At 61.4% G+C, this 19,685-nt stretch carries 18 protein-coding genes; 11 read left to right on the forward strand and 7 right to left on the reverse strand.

What is annotated here, in order from left to right:
* From folX to AC3A5O_RS21820, 4 genes are all read right to left on the reverse strand, one after another.
* Positions 1-381, reverse strand: a complete 381-nt coding sequence (folX, locus tag AC3A5O_RS21805) for a dihydroneopterin triphosphate 2'-epimerase (RefSeq protein ID WP_122567075.1) — start codon at positions 379-381, stop codon at positions 1-3.
* Positions 382-942 (reverse strand): GTP cyclohydrolase I FolE, encoded by a 561-nt coding sequence (gene folE / locus AC3A5O_RS21810; protein ID WP_487753707.1) that lies wholly within the window; start codon positions 940-942, stop codon positions 382-384.
* Between the two features lie 20 nt (positions 943-962).
* Entirely contained in the window at positions 963-1,673 is a 711-nt protein-coding gene (gene folM / locus AC3A5O_RS21815; protein ID WP_487753708.1) for a dihydromonapterin reductase, read from the reverse strand.
* 246 nt (positions 1,674-1,919) lie between these two features.
* Entirely contained in the window at positions 1,920-2,480 is a 561-nt protein-coding gene (locus tag AC3A5O_RS21820) for an antibiotic biosynthesis monooxygenase (protein ID WP_487753709.1), read from the reverse strand.
* A gap of 219 nt (positions 2,481-2,699) precedes the next feature.
* Between AC3A5O_RS21820 and AC3A5O_RS21825 the strand changes: the two genes are divergently transcribed.
* The gene (locus AC3A5O_RS21825; protein ID WP_305468417.1) at positions 2,700-3,659 is read left to right on the forward strand and encodes a MerR family transcriptional regulator; all 960 of its coding nucleotides are present in this window, start codon (positions 2,700-2,702) and stop codon (positions 3,657-3,659) included.
* Between the two features lie 24 nt (positions 3,660-3,683).
* On the opposite strand, the gene AC3A5O_RS21830 is transcribed toward AC3A5O_RS21825, so the two are convergent.
* The gene (locus tag AC3A5O_RS21830; RefSeq protein ID WP_305468416.1) at positions 3,684-4,289 is read right to left on the reverse strand and encodes a hypothetical protein; all 606 of its coding nucleotides are present in this window, start codon (positions 4,287-4,289) and stop codon (positions 3,684-3,686) included.
* 54 nt (positions 4,290-4,343) lie between these two features.
* Positions 4,344-4,817 (reverse strand): PAS domain-containing protein, encoded by a 474-nt coding sequence (locus tag AC3A5O_RS21835; protein WP_305482174.1) that lies wholly within the window; start codon positions 4,815-4,817, stop codon positions 4,344-4,346.
* A gap of 153 nt (positions 4,818-4,970) precedes the next feature.
* On the opposite strand from AC3A5O_RS21835, the gene AC3A5O_RS21840 reads away from it, so the two are divergent.
* The 8 genes from AC3A5O_RS21840 to AC3A5O_RS21875 all read left to right on the forward strand — a co-directional run bounded on the left by AC3A5O_RS21840 (position 4,971) and on the right by AC3A5O_RS21875 (position 16,131).
* Positions 4,971-5,426 (forward strand): flavodoxin, encoded by a 456-nt coding sequence (locus AC3A5O_RS21840; protein ID WP_305468412.1) that lies wholly within the window; start codon positions 4,971-4,973, stop codon positions 5,424-5,426.
* A gap of 140 nt (positions 5,427-5,566) precedes the next feature.
* Positions 5,567-6,349: a class II aldolase/adducin family protein gene (locus AC3A5O_RS21845; RefSeq protein ID WP_487753710.1), complete on the forward strand. Its 783-nt coding sequence runs from the start codon at positions 5,567-5,569 to the stop codon at positions 6,347-6,349.
* Positions 6,349-7,251: an alpha/beta fold hydrolase gene (locus AC3A5O_RS21850; protein WP_305482177.1), complete on the forward strand. Its 903-nt coding sequence runs from the start codon at positions 6,349-6,351 to the stop codon at positions 7,249-7,251. Before AC3A5O_RS21845 ends, AC3A5O_RS21850 begins: the two co-directional genes overlap by 1 nt.
* Before the next feature lie 356 nt (positions 7,252-7,607).
* Positions 7,608-8,519 carry an SDR family oxidoreductase gene (locus AC3A5O_RS21855; protein WP_305482178.1) on the forward strand — a complete coding sequence of 304 codons (912 nt, stop codon included), beginning with the start codon at positions 7,608-7,610 and terminating at the stop codon, positions 8,517-8,519.
* 685 nt (positions 8,520-9,204) lie between these two features.
* Complete coding sequence (locus AC3A5O_RS21860; RefSeq protein ID WP_305468406.1) at positions 9,205-10,998, forward strand: DUF1302 domain-containing protein; 1,794 nt, start codon at positions 9,205-9,207, stop codon at positions 10,996-10,998.
* Between the two features lie 22 nt (positions 10,999-11,020).
* Positions 11,021-12,388, forward strand: coding sequence for a DUF1329 domain-containing protein (locus AC3A5O_RS21865; protein WP_305482180.1), 1,368 nt, complete (start codon positions 11,021-11,023; stop codon positions 12,386-12,388).
* A gap of 290 nt (positions 12,389-12,678) precedes the next feature.
* Entirely contained in the window at positions 12,679-15,228 is a 2,550-nt protein-coding gene (locus AC3A5O_RS21870; protein WP_487753711.1) for a helix-turn-helix transcriptional regulator, read from the forward strand.
* Between the two features lie 201 nt (positions 15,229-15,429).
* Positions 15,430-16,131 (forward strand): hypothetical protein, encoded by a 702-nt coding sequence (locus AC3A5O_RS21875; protein ID WP_460081896.1) that lies wholly within the window; start codon positions 15,430-15,432, stop codon positions 16,129-16,131.
* On the opposite strand, the gene AC3A5O_RS21880 is transcribed toward AC3A5O_RS21875, so the two are convergent.
* Positions 16,096-16,917, reverse strand: coding sequence for an IclR family transcriptional regulator (locus AC3A5O_RS21880; protein WP_305482181.1), 822 nt, complete (start codon positions 16,915-16,917; stop codon positions 16,096-16,098). The genes AC3A5O_RS21875 and AC3A5O_RS21880 overlap by 36 nt on opposite strands.
* A 152-nt stretch (positions 16,918-17,069) precedes the next feature.
* Between AC3A5O_RS21880 and hmgA the strand changes: the two genes are divergently transcribed.
* Both hmgA and fahA read left to right on the forward strand, forming a co-directional pair.
* On the forward strand, positions 17,070-18,374 hold the full coding sequence (gene hmgA / locus AC3A5O_RS21885; RefSeq protein ID WP_305468398.1) for a homogentisate 1,2-dioxygenase: 1,305 nt from the start codon (positions 17,070-17,072) through the stop codon (positions 18,372-18,374).
* A gap of 2 nt (positions 18,375-18,376) precedes the next feature.
* On the forward strand, positions 18,377-19,681 hold the full coding sequence (gene fahA, locus AC3A5O_RS21890; RefSeq protein ID WP_122567055.1) for a fumarylacetoacetase: 1,305 nt from the start codon (positions 18,377-18,379) through the stop codon (positions 19,679-19,681).
* Positions 19,682-19,685: the final 4 nt, after the last annotated feature.

Genomic DNA, 19,685 nt, shown 5'->3' on the forward strand with positions numbered 1-19,685 from the left:
CTACGCAGTAGCCCGGCTTGCCGCGAGGGTAATCGACACCGACTCGGCAAATCGCAAGGCGTGGGGCTTGTCGACTTCGACTTCGGCGTACAGCACCGACTCGTTGGCCATGACCAGGTCGAGCAATTCCTGGGTCAGGCGTTCGAGCAGGGCGAAGCGGTTGCTTTCCACGTGGGCGATGATCGCCTTGGTAATGGTGCGGTAGTTAAGCGCATGGTCGATGTCGTTGTCGCGCACCGCCTCCTGGGCGGCATAGAGGATGGTCAGGTTGATCAACACATCCTGCTTGTTGAGGATTTCATCCTCGTTGATGCCAATGAAGGTGCGCAGGCGCAGGTCCTTGACCTTGATGCGTGCCATGGCTGGCTGAAGTTGTGGCATTTACTTGCTCCGTCGAATCAATTGCAGGAACTCCTGGCGCGTGGTGCTGGAGTCGCGAAAGGCGCCGAGCATCACCGAGGTGTTCATGGTCGAGTTCTGTTTTTCGACACCGCGCATCATCATGCACATGTGCTGGGCCTCGATCACCACCGCTACGCCAGCGGCCTGGGTGACCTGCTGCACCGCGTCGGCGATTTGCCGGGTCAGGTTCTCCTGGATTTGCAGGCGGCGGGCGAACATGTCCACCAGCCGGGCGATCTTCGACAGCCCCAGGACCTTGCCGGTAGGAATATAAGCCACATGGGCCTTGCCGATGAAGGGCAACAGGTGATGTTCGCAGAGCGAATAGAGCTCGATGTCGGCGACGATCACCATTTCATCGCTGTCAGAGGCGAACAGCGCGCCATTGACGATCTGCTCGAGGCTTTGTTCATAGCCATGGCAAAGGTACTGCATGGCCTTGGCGGCACGTACCGGGGTATCGAGCAGGCCCTCGCGCTCGGGGTCTTCCCCCAGGCCGATGAGGATCTCGCGGTAGTTCTGGGGCAGGGATAGCGTCATGGTGCATCCTCGAAACAAGGCTATTTGACGTGCCGCCCGCCGTTGACGGTCAGGGTCGTGCCGGTGACATAAGGGTTGTCCAGCAGATAACGCAGGCTCTGGTAGATCACTTCGCTGCCGGGTTCGATACCCAGTGCGGACTTGGCCAGGGCCTTGGCGCGGTAAGCCGCGTCGTCTTCGGGATTGAACAGTAGCAGGGCCGGCGCGATGCCGTTGACCTTGATCGCCGGGGCGAACTTGGCCGCGAACGACAGGGTCAGGCTTTCCAGGCCGGCCTTGGTGGCGCAATAGGCGATATGCCGGGCGCTGCCTTTGCGAGTCACGTCATCGCTGATGTGCACGATATCGGCCGGCGTTGAACGCCGCAGCAACTCGGCGCCATGCAGGTTGATCAGGTAAGGCGCCAGCATGTGCACGCCGAACATGGCGTTGAAGGCTGCCGCTTCGTTGCCAGGCGCCTCGGTCATCCAGGCCGAGGCATTGTGCACGATGGCTCGCAGCCGGTCGGTGTTCTGCTTGAGTTGTTCGATAAAGGCCAGGATCCCCGTTTCGCTGGAGAAGTCGGCGAATAGCACCACCGCTCCCAGGTCCCGCAACGTTTGCACGCCGGGGCGTTCGGTGCGATAGGTCGCGATCACCGGGTGCCCGTCCTCCAGCAAGCGCCGGGCGCAATGCAGGCCGACGCGCTGGGCTGCACCAGTGATCAGGATCGGAGCGGTGGCGCTGGACATAGGACGGCTCGGTTCGCGGCAAGAGCAAAACTATAACAGCGACACGGGGCGCGTCCTATGTACAAAGGTCAATCCAGGAACGACTCAACTGCCCCCAGTGGGAGCGAGCTTGCTCGCGATGACGGTGTGTCAGTCAGCATCAATGTCGGCTGACCTGACGCTATCGCGAGCAAGCTCGCTCCCACCGGTTTTTTGTCGTCCATGGATCCGGGGCTCCCACAGGAATCACTGTGTAGGCGGGTGGCATCAATGATTCTGCGTAGCCGGCAACGCCCGCTGCGGCGCGCCGTTGAGCCAGTTCGCCAGCAGATGGGTCGACATCGGGATAAACAGGTAGACCATCAGCGGCGTCAGGATGACGGTGCTGATAAGCACACGGCTCAACAGGCCCAGTTCGCCCAGCAGCGGGCCTAGCAGGAAATTGAACAACAGCGACACGGGAAAGAACGCCAGCCAGATGGCCACGGCCTGTTTCCAGCGTGGTGGGCGCTGGCCGACCGCGCCGAACCAGCCATCGATGCCACACACCCGATGTTCGGAGGGATGGGCGAACAGGTCGCTGCCCCGTCCCAGCCAGGCCGTGCGTGAAGCGGAGTGTTCCCAGGCGTGCAGCGTCTGCTCGTCGGCAAAACGGAAGATGATCTGGAATTCATCGTCCTGGGGCGGTGGTGCGAGCACGCCGGAACCCAGGTAGCCGGGGAAGTCGGTTGCCAGTCGTTCGCCTTCGCGCAACCAGGCGATCAGATCCTGATAGCGCCCATTGGCGACGCGGCGGGCAACCATCAGGGTGACGGGTGAGGTAGACATTATGTATCTCCGTAAGACAGGCGCAGCACTCCGGGTAGGAGATTCGCGGGGGACGCCCCGGGATGGTGGGTAGCGTCTGGTCGCCAAAAAACAGGCAAGGATTATTCCCGATTGCGCAAAAAACAACAAAACCGCGCATCGACAACGTTTGTTCTTGTCATGACGTGTCTTGGAGGAGGACACTGGGATCCAATTTGCCAGCCGGAATTGTCTGCCAAAATGAGTGTAATCACAGAGGATGGCTTTGTTTTCCAGGCATCAGGTGCCTTGAAGCGGGAAGACTTGTTTCCCATCCGCGAAGTCGCGCGCATGACCGGCGTGAATCCCGTGACCCTGCGTGCATGGGAGCGACGCTACGGTCTGATCCAGCCCACCCGCACCGAAAGCGGGCATCGCCTGTACTCGTTGAGCGATATCGAAAAGGTTCGCAGCATCTTGGCCTGGATAGAGCGCGGGGTAGCCGTGAGCAAAGTGGGAAAGATCCTGGCGAAGACCGAGTCGGTGCAACCGGTCTCCACGCTGATTTCATCGGATCTGGTCATGGCCGATCACGCCCGGTGGCAGCAACAGGTGGCGGACGCGGTTGGCAACTTTGACGATGTGGAACTGGATCGCGTCTACGGGCAGGTTTTTTCCACCTACAGCGTGCCGATCGTGTTCCAGGACATCCTGATGCCGCTTTGGCGACGAATGCTGCATCGCCAGCCAGAGTTCGGGCAGATCAGTGAATGGGTGTTTTTGGATGGGTTCCTGCGTTCGCGCATCATCCAGCGGCTGTTGCTCAAGCGCGAAGGCCAGTCGCCGCGAGTCCTGGTCTGCGCCCTTGCCGGCCAATGCCGTGAACTGGAGTTGCTGGTCACGGCGCTGTTTCTATCCAAGGCGGACGTGGGCGTCAGGGCGCTGTCGATCGGCCTGCCGTTCAACGAGCTGGCCCTGGTGTGCCAGAAGATCCAGCCGCTGGCATTGGTGCTGGTTTCCAATCATGCGCCGCTCCCGGACTTGCCCAAGCGCCTGGGCAAATTGGCGATGAGCCTGGATTGTCCGTTGATGCTGGCCGGTGATGCATCCGATCTGGCGCAGGAAAGCCTGGCTGGCTCGTCAATCGGTTGCCTGGGTAATGAAGGAACGGTGATGCGCCAGCGCCTGCGTCAATTTCTGGAAGGCAACCTCGATACCTGAGGGAGCATCCTGCGAAACAGGATATTAGAGATGCATGGTGGGATGGGTCAGGCGATGTTGCTGCAGGATGTACTGGCGCAGGCGCTCGGTCTCGTCCTGGTCATTCTGGTTCAGGTGATAGGCAAGCCATCCTCGATCGGTTTCCCGTTCGAAGGTGCCTCGCAACGAAATTCTCTCGTAGCCTGACGGGCTGAACCACAAGGCAAACTGCTTCGGTGGCTTGGTGCGGCTGCGGTTTTCCAGCAATACGCCCTTGCAGGACACTTCGTGGACCCACAGCGGTCCCGGCTGGCCCTTGATATTTTCCAGCGCCACCGGCTCGTCGAGCGTCAGGCGCCACGGGCGGATCTTCGGTCCGTCCTCGTAGATGCTTGGCACACCCAGGCGCAGGTGCATCGCATGGAATTCGTCTTCCACCAGATGCAGCGGAAAGGTCATTTGCTGGTTTTCGAAATTGGCTTGGAGCGTGACCTGCTCATTCGCCGCCAGGCGCGTCAGCAAGTCACGGATCTGCGACCCACCGTTGACCAGCAAGCTCGACGTGACATCCCGCTCGTTCAACTGCGGGTTGTGTTGCATGGTCCGGATGAAATCCAGTTCATCCTGCGTCAGGAGGGCATCGCGCTGCATGGTCGGCTCGAAATGATAATTTACATTTTCACTGGTGATTGTAGTGACTGACCATTAATTCGTGGTTTTGTTTGTGCCGTTCGTCGCTTCAAGCCGGGCAATCGTTTCTCGGGCTTCGGCCAACTCCTTTTCCAACTGGGCGACACGTTGTTGAGCCTTGACCTGAGTCGTGACGTCTTTTTGCACGCCCACGAAATAGGTGTGCCCGTCAGCCTGGTTTTTTACCGTGGATAAGGACAGCTCATTCCAGAACGGCGTGCCGTCCTTGCGATAGTTGCGCAGCACCTCACGACAGACACCGCCTTCTCTCAAGGCCTTGCGAATGGGCTCCAGGGAAGGTTGGTCCCGATCACCCGACTGCAGGAAACGGCAATCCTGATAAAGGATTTCGTCGCGGTGATAACCGGTCAAGCGTTCGAAGGCCGGGTTCACGTAGATCAGGATGTTGTCTTCGCCTTCTTTTTCAGCGATGACAATCCCATCGTTGGAAGCATTGATGACCAGTTGCATCAGTTGAGCGTTGATCATGGGAAGAGCCCTTTTGAACATCCCTGTTGAAGCCGCATTCTAGAAGAAATCGAAGGGATGTCTACTGGCCACTACTGCCGTTGAGAGCCATTCGCAGCCTGGTAGGTGCAACTGTTACTATCCCGGCTCTTTTTCAGGTTCAGGATCAGATTGATGAAAGTCGCCATTCTTTCCGGCTCAGTGTATGGCACCGCCGAAGAAGTCGCCCGGCATGCTGCCAAACTGCTTCGCGACGCGGGCTTCGATGCCTGGCACAACCCTCGTGCGACCCTGGCGGATGTCCAGGCATTTGCGCCAGAAGCCTTGTTGGCGGTGACTTCCACCACCGGCATGGGAGAGTTGCCAGACAGTTTGATGCCGTTGTATTCGACCATTCGCGACCAATTGCCAGGGTTCTTTCGCGGCTTGCCCGGCGCGGTGATCGGCCTGGGCGACGCCAGCTACGGGGATACTTTCTGCGCCGGCGGCGAGCAGATGGGCGAGCTGTTCGCCGAACTGGGCGTGCGCGAGGTGCTGCCGATGCTGCGCCTGGATGCCAGCGAAAGCGTCACCCCGGAAACCGACGCCGAGCCGTGGCTGGCTGAATTGATCGACACGTTGCGCCCCTGAAGCGATTGTGGTGACTCGTTTGGCCAGTAAGCTGGCTGCCAATGCAACTACCGCCTCTGGAAGACCTGACTAGACTGATTTTCTTGCGTAAGACGTTTTGATGACAAGACTCCTATAAGAAGAAACCAGAGGTCAGAGCCGTGAGCGTAGCGCCCGTCCAAACGACACTCAGTATCCAGGAACAGGTCAGTGCGGCCGAATGGCAAACCCGGGTGGACCTTGCCGCCTGTTATCGGCTTGTCGCGCTGCACGGCTGGGATGACCTGATCTTCACCCATATCTCCGCGAAGGTCCCCGGCACCGAGGATTTCTTGATCAACCCGTTCGGGTTGATGTTCCATGAAGTCACCGCCTCGAGCCTGGTCAAGGTCGACCAGGCCGGCAACAAGTTGATGGACAGCCCCTACGAGATCAACCCGGCCGGCTACACCATCCACAGTGCGGTGCATGAGGTGCGCCATGATGTGGCGTGTGTGCTGCACACCCACACCGCCGCCGGCGTCGCGGTATCGGCGCAGAAGCAAGGTGTGTTGCCGATCAGCCAGCAAGCGCTGTTCGTGCTGTCGAGCCTGGGCTATCACGCTTACGAAGGGGTGGCCTTGAATCACAAAGAGAAAGCGCGCCTGCAGGCCGACCTGGGGGAAAGCAATTTCCTGATGCTGCACAACCATGGTTTGCTGACATGCGGCGGCACCATCGCCGATACCTTCCTGATGATGTTCACCTTTCAACGAGCTTGTGACATCCAGGTCCTGGCCCAGAATGGTGGAGCCGAATTGATAGCCATCGAGCCGCAGATTCTGGCCGGCGCCCGGGCGATGATCGCCGGGGTGACCAAAAGCGCCCAAGGCATGGGCGGCGCGTTGGCCTGGCCGGCGTTGCTGCGCAAGCTCGATCAACACGACACCGGGTATAGAAGTTGATGCCCCTGGCCCAGATTCCCCTGCGTATCTGGCGCCAGCGCAGCCAGACCTTCCTGTTCCGTGGCCATGCCATCCATTATTGGACGGCGGGCCAGGGCGAGCCGCTGCTGCTGATCCATGGTTTTCCCACTGCCAGTTGGGATTGGCATCACCTGTGGCAACCCTTGGCGCAACGCTATCGGGTGATCGCGTGCGACATGCTCGGTTTCGGCGATTCCGCCAAACCGGCGGATCACGTCTACAGCCTGCTGGAGCAGGCCGATCTGCAACAGGCCTTGCTGGCGCACCTGAATGTGAAGAGCGCGGTGCATGTGCTGGCCCATGATTATGGCGACAGCGTGGCCCAGGAGCTGCTTGCGCGGCATTACGAAGCACGCATCCATCTCGACAGCTGTGTCTTTCTCAATGGTGGACTGTTCCCCGAAACCCACCGTCCGGTATGGGCCCAGAAACTCTTGTTAAGCCCCCTGGGCTGGCTGCTGGGGCGGATGTTCTGCCGGGAAAGCCTGGCCTGCAGCTTTCGGAAGATTTTCGGCCCCAGGACCGGTCCTACCGAAAGTGAGCTGGATGACTTCTGGAGCCTGGTGGAGACCCATCACGGTCCGCGGATCATGCACAAACTCATCGGCTATATTCCCGAACGCCGTGTGCAGCGTGATCGCTGGGTGCAGGCGATGCAGCGCGGCGACGTGCCGTTGCGGGTGATCGACGGCGCGGTCGATCCGATTTCCGGTGAGCACATGGTGGCGCGCTACGAGGCGCTGATCCCGAACCCGGACACGGTATTGCTGCCCGACATCGGTCATTACCCGCACACCGAGGCACCGGTGCAGGTGCTCAAGCATTACCAGGCGTTTCGCGAAGCCATCGCCGCGCCGCACAGACAAATGGCCTGTTCCTGACGACTCGGCACTGCAGAAGCAGATCTGTGTGTGGGAGCGAGCTTGCTCGCGATGGCGTCAGCACAGCCACCCTGTGTATTGACTGAAAGACCGCTATCGCGAGCAAGCTCGCTCCCACAGTGGATTGATGGTGAATACAGCATTTGTGGACAACAAAAATCCCCCTGTGGGAGCGAGCTTGCTCGCGATGGCGGTGCATTTGCCAGCGGGAAAATCGAATGCGCCGCCGAGGCTTGAGCGTGCATCATCCCCCCACCTTATCGCCCACCATTCACTGGCAACCGTGTTGATTGTGACCGGCCGACAGGTGCCGGACACTCGTACCCATTGTCCTATCCGCCTGCTGGAGTTCTGCCATGAGTGAGTCTGTGCGCTTCGAAGATAAAGTCGTGATCGTCACAGGAGCTGGCGGAGGCCTGGGACGCGCCCATGCGTTGCTGTTCGCCAAACAAGGCGCGAAAGTGCTGGTCAACGACCTGGGCGGCTCGGCGCAAGGGGAAGGGGCCAATGCCTCGGCTGCGGACCGGGTGGTCGCCGAAATCCGCGAGGCGGGCGGCGTCGCCGAGGCCAACCACGACTCGGTGACCGATGGCGACAAGCTGGTACAAAACGCGCTCGACGCGTTCGGTCGCGTCGATGTGGTGGTCAACAACGCCGGGATCCTGCGGGACAAGACGTTCCACAAAATGGACGACGCCGATTGGGACTTGGTCTACCGCGTCCACGTCGAGGGCGCCTACAAGGTGACCCGCGCCGCTTGGCCGCACCTGCGTGAGCAAAACTACGGACGGGTGATCTTCACCGCCTCCACCTCGGGCATCTACGGCAACTTCGGCCAATCCAACTACGGCATGGCCAAGCTCGGCCTCTATGGCCTGACGCGGACCCTGGCCATCGAAGGCCGCAAGAACAACATCCTGGTCAACGCCATCGCCCCCACCGGCGGCACCCGCATGACCGAAGGCCTGATTCCGCCGCAGGTCTTCGAACAACTCAAGCCCGAACTCGTCAGCCCGCTGGTGGTGTACCTGGCCAGCGAAACCTGCCAGGAAACCTCCGGCTTGTTCGAAGTGGGCGGCGGCTGGATGGGCAAGGTGCGCTGGGAGCGCAGCCTGGGGGCGGGCTTCGACCCGCGCAAAGGCTTTTCACCTGAAGACGTCGCCGCCCATTGGCAGCAGATCTGCGATTTCGAAAATGCCGTGCACCCGAACGACAATCTGGAAGCCTTGAAGGAAATGATGGCGAATCTGCAACATCACGCCATTTAAGACTCACTGCCCGGGCCGGTTGCTGCCAGCTGTGGCAACCGTGCTCATGGACAATGTTTTCGCTAGGGCCGCCGGGTTCTCGGCGGTCTCGATATCCATCACACCGTCATATTTCGCCGGGCGAAAGTGCCCTTGGTGATCAGTGACGAGGTCGACGATTTCAACGCCACTCGAAGTCTCGTTCAGATTGCGTCGACTCCCCAACGGCTCATCCCCGTATGCCGGGCGCGCTGTCTTTCGTTCACATAAAAAAGGCCACTGCAAAAGCAGCGGCCTAAGCGTGACGTTGCAAAGGAGCTACAAACCAACGTCGGTGAACACGGGATGATGGACCGATGCGCCAATCCATCCGAATGACGGTGCGCCAGGCAGGAGGAATGCCATGGCCGACTTGCGCTTGCAGGCCCGTTGCTCTGCAAGCCCGGCCAGCATAGGGATCGAGCCCGACGGGAAACAGCCCGGATCCGGACATGCACCGTTGCAGGGCGCGTAACAGTCGCAGGCGGGACAGGAGTATGCGTGGCGCTGATGACCCATCATCCAGTCTGTCCATGCGCCGCGCAAAGGCCCGCTGCGCAGGGGCTGTAATCCTTTTGAGGTACAGCGCGAATACCTCCTTGGTGCGCTTATCGCCCATGGCGTGCGGCAGTAGGGTGAAGCCTCTGTCACTCACCGGGGAAGACGCATGACAACAATAACAATGCGCGCCATCTTCAAGCCGCAGGCGCTGGCCGTCGCGGTGGCCTTGGGTTGCTGTGCCCAGGCGCAGGCCGTTTCATTCAACATTGGCGAGATCGAGGGTCAGTTCGATTCGTCGCTGTCCGTGGGCGCGAGCTGGGGCATGCGCGATGCCGACAAGGACCTGGTCGGCACGGTCAACGGCGGGCGGGGCCAATCCTCCACCGGTGATGACGGACGGCTGAACTTCAAGAAAGGCGAAACCTTTTCCAAAATCTTCAAGGGCCTGCACGACCTCGAGCTCAAGTACGGCGATACTGGTGTGTTCGTGCGTGGCAAGTACTGGTATGACTTCGAGCTCAAGGATGAGGGGCGCGAGTTCAAGGACATCAGCGACAGCAATCGCAAGGAAGGCGCCAAGTCCTCGGGGGCGCAGATTCTCGATGCCTTCGTCTATCACAACTATTCCATCGCCGATTTGCCGGGCACCGTGCGCGCCGGCAAGCAGGTGGTCAGTTGGGGTGAGAGTACCTTCATCGGCAACTCCATCAACAGCATCAACCCGGTGGACGTGTCTGCGTTCCGTCGTCCCGGTGCGGAGATCAAGGAAGGCCTGATCCCGGTGAACATGCTGTTCGCCTCCCAGGGCCTGACCGACAAGCTGACCATCGAAGGTTTCTACCAGTTGGAGTGGGACCAGACGGTTGTTGATAACTGCGGCACGTTCTTCGGCAATGACGTGGTGGCGGACGGTTGCACCAGTGGCTACACCGTGGGCAGCCCGGCGATTGCGCCGTTCGTGCCCTTGACCCAGGCATTCGGGCAGGGGATCCAGGTGTCCAGCGAAGGGGTGATCATTCCCCGTGGCGGCGACCGCGACGCCCGCGACTCCGGCCAGTGGGGCACGGCGTTGCGCTGGCTCGGTGATGACACCGAGTACGGCCTGTACTTCATGAATTACCACAGCCGTACGCCTACCGTCGGGACGACCACGGCGGGGCTCTCGACGCTGGCGGCGTTGCCGGGCATGGTCACGATTGCCAACGGCCTGGCCCCTGGCAGTGGCGCGGGTCTGGCGCAAAGCGTGATGCTGGGCCGTGGTGGGTACTACCTTGAATACCCGGAAGACATCCGCCTGTACGGCGCCAGTTTCTCCACCACGTTGCCCACCGGCACGGCGTGGACCGGGGAAGTCAGCTACCGTCCAAACGCGCCAGTGCAGGTCAATACCAACGACCTGACCCTGGCCCTGGTCAACCCGATTGCCGGTGGCGCGGCGTCGCCCATCGCGACCACGCCGGGCGCCGACAACACCGGCTACCGCCGCAAGGAAGTCACCCAGGTCCAGAGCACCCTGACGCACTTCTTCGATCAGGTGCTGGGGGCTGATCGCCTGACCCTGGTCGGCGAGGCGGCGGTGGTGCATGTCGGCGGTCTGGAGTCCAAGGACAAGCTGCGTTATGGGCGTGATTCGGTCTACGGCCAGTACGGCTTCAACGGTGACACCGATGGCTTCGTCACCTCGACGTCCTGGGGCTATCGCGCCCGGGCGATTCTCGACTACTCCAACGTGATCGGCGGGGTGAACTTCAAGCCCAACGTGTCCTGGTCCCACGACGTGGCCGGCTATGGCCCCAACGGTCTGTTCAACGAAGGCGCCAAGGCCGTCAGCGTTGGTGTCGATGCCGATTACCGCAACACCTACACCGCCAGCTTGAGCTACACCGACTTTTTTGGCGGCGATTACAACGTTCTCGAAGACCGCGATTTCCTCGCGTTGAGCTTCGGCGTGAACTTCTGATCTGGCTGACAAGGAAAACCCAATGCGCAAGATGATCCTGCAATGCGGTGCCCTGGCCTTGAGCCTGCTGGCCGCGAATGTGATGGCGGCGGTTTCGCCGGAGGAAGCGAACAAACTGGGCACCAGCCTCACGCCAATCGGTGCGGAGAAGGCCGGCAATGCCGATGGCTCGATCCCGGCCTGGACCGGCGGCATCCCGAAAAATGCCGGGGCCGTGGACAGCAAGGGCTTTCTGGCCGACCCGTTCGCCAATGAAAAACCGCTGTTCACCATCACCGCCGCGACCGTGGACAAGTACAAGGACAAACTCTCCGAAGGCCAGGTCGCGATGTTCAAGCGCTACCCGCAGACCTACAAGATTCCGGTCTACCCGACCCATCGCAGCGTCGGCCTGCCGCCGGAAATCTACGAGTCGGCCAAGCGCAGCGCCCTCAACGTGACATCCATCAACGACGGTAACGGCCTGTCGAATTTTACCGGCAACCGCTACTACGCTTTCCCGATTCCCAAGAATGGCGTGGAAGTGCTGTGGAACCACGTCACCCGTTATCACGGTGGCAACCTGCGTCGGGTCATCACCCAGGTCACGCCGCAGACCAATGGCAGCTTCACACCGATCCGCTTCGAAGAAGAAATCGCCGTGCCGTTCCTGATCAAGGACGCCGACCCGGAAAAGGCCAGCAACGTGCTGACTTATTTCAAACAGTCGGTCACCGCCCCGGCGCGCCTGGCCGGTAACGTGCTGCTGGTGCATGAGACCCTCGACCAAGTGAAGGAGCCACGCCTGGCCTGGATCTACAACGCCGGCCAGCGTCGTGTGCGTCGCGCCCCGCAAGTGGCCTACGACGGCCCGGGCACCGCCGCCGACGGCTTGCGTACCTCCGACAACTTCGACCTGTTTTCCGGCGCGCCGGACCGCTACGACTGGAAGCTGATCGGCAAGAAGGAAATGTACATCCCGTACAACAGCTACAAGCTCGATTCGCCAAGCCTCAAGTACGACGATGTGATCAAGGCCGGCCACATCAACCAGGACCTGACCCGCTACGAGCTGCACCGGGTCTGGGAAGTGGTGGGGACGGTCAAGCCCAGCGAACGGCACATCTATGCCAAGCGCCACATGTACATCGACGAGGACAGCTGGCAGGCGGCGCTGGTGGATCACTATGACGGTCGCGGCCAACTGTGGCGGGTGGCCGAAGGTCATGCCCAGTTCTACTACGACCATCAGAACCCGGGCTACACCCTGGAGGCGCTCTACGACATCATCGCCGGCCGCTACATCGCGCTGGGGATGAAGAACGAAGAGAAACACAGCTACGAGTACGGCTTCGAAGCCCGGGCAGCCGACTACACGCCGGCGGCGCTGCGCTCGACCGGGGTTCGCTAAGGTCTGCAGTCAACTGTGGCGAGGGGATTTATCTGTGGGAGCAAGGCTTGCCCGCGATGAACGATAACGCGGTTCAGCTTTTGGACCGCAGTGAGGCTATCGCGGGCAAGCCTTGCTCCCACAGTAAATCCAACCCTCGCAAGGTTGTGCCTGACTTGATAATCGTGATCGACCGGCAGTGCCCCTGCCGGTCGTTTTTTTATGGGCGCCAATCAGCGCGCTGAATACTTCTCCAAAGGTCGGCGACACAGGACTAGGGTGTTGAGATAACAATAAACAGGATCGCCCACATGACCGCCATGACCCCGTGTCCGGACCGTCCAGGATTGCTGCCTCGCCTGTCCTCGACGCATCTGCCGCGGCGGTCCCTGAGCGAGTCGCTGCTGACTTCCGAGGCGCGGGTAAAACTGCTCTGCGCGCCGGCGGGCAGTGGCAAGAGTGCGTTGTTCGCCGAGTGTTTCCTGCAGGCCCCCGGCGACTGTCGGCTGCATTGGCTGCCCCTGGGGGGCGCGGCATTGAGCGTGGTGCAAATGTGCGAGCTCCTGGCACAGACCCTCGCGCTGGCGATGCTGGATGAAGCGGGGCTGTTGGCCCACCTGGCGCGTTTGCAGACGCCTACCTGGTTATTCCTGGACGACTATTGCCGGGTGCCGAATCCCGAGCTGGACCAACTGCTCGACCGTTTGTTGAACACCAGCAGCCCGGCGTTGCACCTGTGGCTCAATGGTCGCCGCCGCCCCCACTGCAACTGGCCGCGGTTGTTGCTCGATGACGAGTTGTACGAGTTTGACCCGCAGGCGTTGTTCTTCACCCCTGACGATGTCCAGCCACTGCTTCGTCATCTGCCCGCTCCCCAGGCCGCCCGCACGGCCCGCGAGGTGATTCAGCGCAACGGTGGCTGGTGTGCCGGGGTGCGCATCACCCTGCTTGAGCGCTGCGAATGGGCGCGCAGTCATGCATCGCCAGGCCGGCCAGGGACCTTGCTCGACTACCTGGAGTACGAACTGTTCAGCACGCTGACCCCGGACCTCGTACAGGCCTGGCGGGTACTGGCGCATCTGCCGCGTTTCAATGCCCGGCTGTGCGAGCACCTGTTCGGCGACACGGTGGGTGCGCAATGCCTGCCGTTGTTGCTGGAGCTGGGATGTTTCATCGAGCCGTGGGAGCAGACCTCGGACTGGTTGCAAATCTTCCCAGCCCTGGCCCTGCTGGTGCGTGAAGAGCCCTGGTCGCAAGGCCGCTCCTGGCATCGACGGGCCTGCCAGTGGTTTGCGGCCGAGCAGGACTGGCAAATGGCGTTCGAGCAAGCCATGTTGGCCGAGGAATTCGAGACCGCCGTCAGTTTTTTGCAGCATTTGAGCTTCGAGCACGTCTTGCAGCGCCGCAACGCGGTGCTGTTGCTGAGCTTGCATGATCAACAAGGCGACGCGCTGACCCTCGGCACGCCGCAATCGGTGGGGCTGGTCACCGCTGCGCTGTTGTTCGCCGGACGCTTCGACCAGGCGTCGACCTGTATCGAGCAACTGGCCAGGTTCCTGCCGCAGCCTTCGGCCTGTCGACAGCGACAGGTGCTGGCAAGGTGGCTGGTCTTGCGCGGCTGGTTGCTGCACCTTTCGGGCGATGGTGAACCGGCGCGTGAACATTTCCTCCAGGCCCAGGCCAGCCTGGACCCCGAGGCCTGGGCCCAACGGGTGCTGTGCCTGGGTGGACTGACGCAGCAGGCGCTGCTTGCTGGAGAACTGGCCTCGGCGCACGGGCTCAACCGTCAGGCGTTATGCCTGGCGCGTGCGCAAGGCTCGCTGGTCTTCGAAGGATTGCTGGAACTGGATCACGCCCAGGTCCTGGAACAACGCGGCGCGCCGCATCGGGCCGATCATTTGCTGGCCGCCGTCCAGGCGCTGCTGGATAAACCGGGCCAGGATTTTTCTCCATTGTTGGGGCGTATTGTCCTGCGGCGCGGTCGCCTGGCGCTGCGCATGGGGTTTGAGGAACGGGCTGCCGAGCACTTTCAAACGGGCCTGGAAACGGGCCTGCACAGCCAAGACAAACAGGTGCTCTATGGTTTTCTCGGCAAGGCCTGCCTGGCGGCCAACCAGGGTGACTATGGCGAGGCCTTCATGCACCTGCGCGACGCCGAGCGGACCATGCAGCAACGGCACATCCCCGATACCGTCTACCGTGGCGTGTTGTTGCAAACCAGCTGCCAGTTCTGGTTGCAACAGGGGCGGGCGGAACTGGCCCATGAAGCCTTGACCCGCGTCTTGCGGCATTTCCGCGGGCCGCAGGCCAAGCACGCGCCTCCCGCGACCCTGGAGTTGATTGCGAAACTTGAATATCTGCTGGTGCTGGCCGAGGTCTACTTGCAGCGGGCACAGGATCCGCAGGCGCGCCTGCAGGTCCTGATCGCCCAGGCGCAGCACGGCGAAATGCACAGCCTGGAAACCGAACTGCACCTGGTGCTGACGGAGGTCGTCTGGTTGTCCGGCGATCGCGCCCAGGCCCGGGAACGCCTGCAAGAGGGACTCAAGCGTGTCACGTGCTGGCGGGCCCACCAGGCATTGTGGGAGCTGCGCATGCGCCAGCCCGAGCTGTTGCGCTGGGGCCAATCGGCAGAACAGGTCGAGTCTCCCGTCACCGTCGAGGACACCTTGCTCAGCCATCGCGAGCTGGAGGTCCTGGAGCTGATTGCCCAGGGTCATTCAAACCAACAGATTGCCGAACAGTTGTTCATCTCGTTGCATACGGTGAAAACCCATGCGCGGCGTATCCACAGCAAGTTGGGTGTACAACGGCGTACACAGGCGGTGGCAAAAGCCAAGGTCATGGGCGTGATGGGTTAGATGCAATGATTTCGAAACTTCACGCACGCTTACACTTGCCTTTTTTACAGTCGGGCACTGGCCTGTGTATAACTGCGTGACTGAAGTTCAAGCCTAAGTTGCCGCTTCAGTTGAACCGAGATGCCGTACTGTTGCATCAGCCGCATAACTAAAAACGGCTCGAACAGGAAGTTCGAGTCCATGAAATGACAAGGATGTCTTATGAATACCCCGTTGTTTTCTTCCCACTCCGAAAGACTGATCGCGCTGAAGAGCACCCGCGTGGATTTTGCCGTGCAGGTGCTATTGGGGCATTACCTGGAGCCGTTGGGCGTTAACCCATTCACGGCCTATGTAAATACATTGAAACCCTTTCCAAGTCCTGAAGTGGAAAGTTCTCGAACACTGTTCGACGAAACCCTGGCCTGGGTTGAAAAGCAAAACCTGCCCACTTATACGCAAGGCTCCAGCAATCTATTCAGCAAGCGTTATTCCTTCGCCGCCGAAGACCGGTTAAAGGCGCTGGACTTGATAGCCTTTGAAAAAATCGTCACCGCCGTTGTTGTAAGTTTGACTGAAGAACCTGCGATCGATTTAGCCCCGCGTACCCTCAGGCCCTTGACCGTCGAGGATATTCACGGTGCATTGAAAGTCCATGTGCCCAGCGTCGATCCGGACGGCGTGTACCTGACCAGCTTTGTTGAGGATGGCCACGGCAAGCGCCTGGTGTCGTCTTCCGAGGGACTGATCGAGTACCTACTGGGCCACTTCGAGAATGATGTGATTCCCTATCACTCCAAGGGCAGCCACCAAGGGGTCTTTACCGTCCCCTTCAATGGCGAAGATCGCTATCTCCATCCGCAACTGATCACCTCGCATCTCAACGATCTAGTGATCAGGATTGTCCCGGATTTCCTGGGCTGATCCTGGACCCGCCTCATACCCCATCCGCCAACTCACGGCCCGGGTCGCCGCCAACAGGCGTTGCGCCGCCGGGCCGTTTTCGTCGGCGTGGAACAGTGAGGTCGGGCCGACGATGGTCATCACCGCCTTCACCTCGCCGACCGCATTGAAGACCGGGGCGGACAAGGCGTCCACGCCCGGCATCAGCAAGCCATGCACATGGTGCAGGCCACGGCTGCGAATTTGCTCGCACAGCGCGGCATAGGCGCGGTCGTCGGCCAGGGCGTGGTGTTCCGTGCCTTGCACTTCCTGCTCGCGCAGGCCGATCGTCTCGCGTGCCGGCAGATAAGCGCTGAACACCAGCCCCGTGGACGAACTGAGCAGCGGCAGTACCGAGCCCAGTTGCGTCACCACGGTCACGGCCCGCACGGCGGGCTCGATGCGCACCACGGTCGCGCCATGGTTGCCCCACACCGCCAGGAAGCAGGTTTCGTTCAAGTCGTCGCGCAGTTCGGCCAGGGGCAGGGCGGCCACTTGCAGCACGTCCATGCCGTTCAGCGCTGCCAGGCCCACGCGCAGGGCTTCGCGGCCCAGGCCATAGTGGTTGGTGGCGGCGTTCTGCTCGGCAAACCCGCTGGCGATCAAGGCCTGCAAGTAGCGATGAACCTTGCTGGCCGGCATCTGCACGTGTTCGGCCAGGCGCGACAGCGACGTGGAGGGGGAGAGTTCGGCCAGGGCCTTGAGAATGTCGGTGCCGACTTCGGCCGAGCGGACTTTCTGTTTACCGTTGCTGAGCGGGGTTTCCATGGAGGCGCAGGGTCCAGAGGCGAATGGGCGTCTTTATAGCTTGACGGTCGCTGTCGAGCAAATTACGTTATGCGTAATTGGATTACGATAAAAATAACCCGGTGCGCCTCAATCACTCCGATGAGTGACGGGCCGCATCCCCAGGAGGCTCCATGAACCTCGATTCCACCGCGTCGGACCTGGCTTACCAATCAGGCTTGGGCAACGAATTTGCCAGCGAAGCCTTGCCCGGCGCCTTGCCCGTCGGCCAGAACTCCCCACAGAAAGCCCCGTACGGTCTCTATGCCGAGTTGTTCTCTGGCACGGCGTTCACCATGGCCCGCAGCGAAGCGCGGCGTACCTGGCTGTATCGCATCCGGCCGTCGGCCAATCACCCGGCCTTCACCAAGCTCGAACGGCAATTGGCGGGCGGTCCATTGGGCGAAGTCACGCCCAATCGCCTGCGCTGGAACCCGCTGGACATTCCCGCCGAGCCCACCGATTTCATCGACGGGCTGGTGTGCATGGCGGCCAATGCCGGCGCGGACAAACCGGCCGGCGTCAGCCTTTATCACTACCGGGCCAACCGCGCCATGGAGCGAGTGTTTTTCAATGCCGACGGTGAATGGCTGATCGTGCCGCAACTGGGACGGCTGCGGATCGCCACCGAGCTGGGCGTGCTGGAACTGGCGCCGCTGGAAATCGCCGTGTTGCCCCGGGGCCTGAAGTTTCGCGTTGAACTGCTCGACCCGCAGGCCCGCGGTTACCTCGCCGAAAACCATGGCGCGCCGCTGCGCTTGCCGGACCTAGGGCCCATCGGCAGCAACGGCCTGGCGAACCCACGGGACTTCCTGACGCCGGTCGCCCATTACGAGAACCTCGCGCAACCGACCACCCTGGTGCAGAAATTCCTCGGTGAGTTGTGGGGGTGCGAGCTGGATCATTCTCCCCTCGACGTGGTGGCCTGGCACGGCAACAACGTGCCGTACAAATATGACCTGCGCCGCTTCAACACGATTGGCACGGTCAGCTTCGATCACCCGGACCCGTCGATTTTCACTGTGCTGACCTCGCCCACCAGCGTCCACGGCCTGGCCAACCTCGATTTCGTGATCTTCCCGCCACGCTGGATGGTGGCGGAAAACACCTTCCGTCCGCCGTGGTTCCATCGCAACCTGATGAACGAATTCATGGGCCTGATCCAAGGCGCCTACGATGCCAAGGCCGAAGGTTTCCTGCCGGGCGGTGCGTCGCTGCACAGTTGCATGAGCGCCCACGGTCCGGACGGCGAGACCTGTACCAAAGCGATCAACGCTGACCTTCAGCCGGCGAAAATCGACAACACCATGGCGTTCATGTTCGAGACCAGCCAGGTATTGCGCCCAAGCCGTTTCGCCCTGGACTGCCCGCAACTGCAAACCGACTACGATGCTTGTTGGGCCTCGCTGCCTGTCACGTTCGACCCGACCCGGAGATAACCATGACTCAACTTTCCCCTGCCCGTAGCTGGGTCGCCAGCGCCAACGGCCATGCCGACTTCCCGTTGCAGAACCTGCCATTGGGTGTCTTCAGCGTCGATGGCGGTGCCTTGCGCAGCGGCGTGGCGATTGGCGAGCGGATTTTCGATCTGCAGGCGGCATTGCACGCGGGCTTGTTCGATGGCGCGGCGCAACAAGCCGTCGAAGCCATGGCCGGCGGCCAGTTGAATGGTTTTTTCGACCTGGGCCGCAACGCCCGGGTGGCCCTGCGTGAACGGCTGCTGGAACTGTTGCGCGAAGACAGTCCGCTGCGCGGCAAGGTCGAAGCGCTGGAGGCGAAGCTGCTGCTCGTCGCCGCTGACTGCCAAATGCACCTGCCGGCCAGGATCAACGACTACACCGACTTCTACGTCGGTATCGAGCACGCGCAGAATGTCGGCAAGCTGTTTCGCCCCGACAATCCATTGCTGCCCAACTACAAATACGTGCCCATCGGTTACCACGGTCGCGCCTCGACCATTCGCCCGTCCGGCACCGACGTGCGCCGGCCCAAGGGCCAGACCTTGCCGGCCGGCCAGACCGAACCGACCTTCGGCCCGTGTGCGCGGCTGGACTATGAGCTGGAGCTGGGCATCTGGATCGGCAAAGGCAACGCACTGGGCGAACCGATTCCCATCGGCGATGCCGCCGAGCACATTGGCGGGTTCTGCTTGCTCAACGACTGGTCGGCCCGGGATATCCAGGCCTGGGAATACCAGCCCCTGGGGCCGTTTCTGTCGAAGAGTTTCCTCACCAGCATTTCGCCGTGGGTGGTGACGGCTGAAGCCCTGGAACCGTTCCGCCGCCCGCAACCGGCGCGCCCGGAAGGCGATCCGCAACCGCTGCCGTATCTGCTGGACACCCGTGACCAGGCCGGCGGTGCTTTCGACATCGAGCTGGAAGTCCTGCTGCTGACCGAGGCCATGGTCGAGCAGAACCTGTCGGCCCAGCGCCTGACGTTGAGCAACACCCAGTACATGTACTGGACCGTGGCGCAAATGGTCGCGCACCACAGCGTCAATGGCTGCCAGTTGCAGGCCGGCGACCTGTTTGGTTCGGGCACCTTGTCGGGGCCTGAAAACCATCAGTTCGGCAGCCTGTTGGAAATCACCGAAGGCGGTAAAAAACCGATCGAACTGGCGTCTGGCGAAGTGCGCCGATTCCTCGAGGACGGTGACGAAATCATCTTGCGGGCCCGCTGCCGCCGCGAGGGTTTCGCCTCCATCGGCTTCGGCGAGTGTCGGGGCAAGATCCTGCCGGCGCGTTGAGGGG

This window comes from Pseudomonas sp. Soil_N_39 (genome assembly GCF_057655955.1).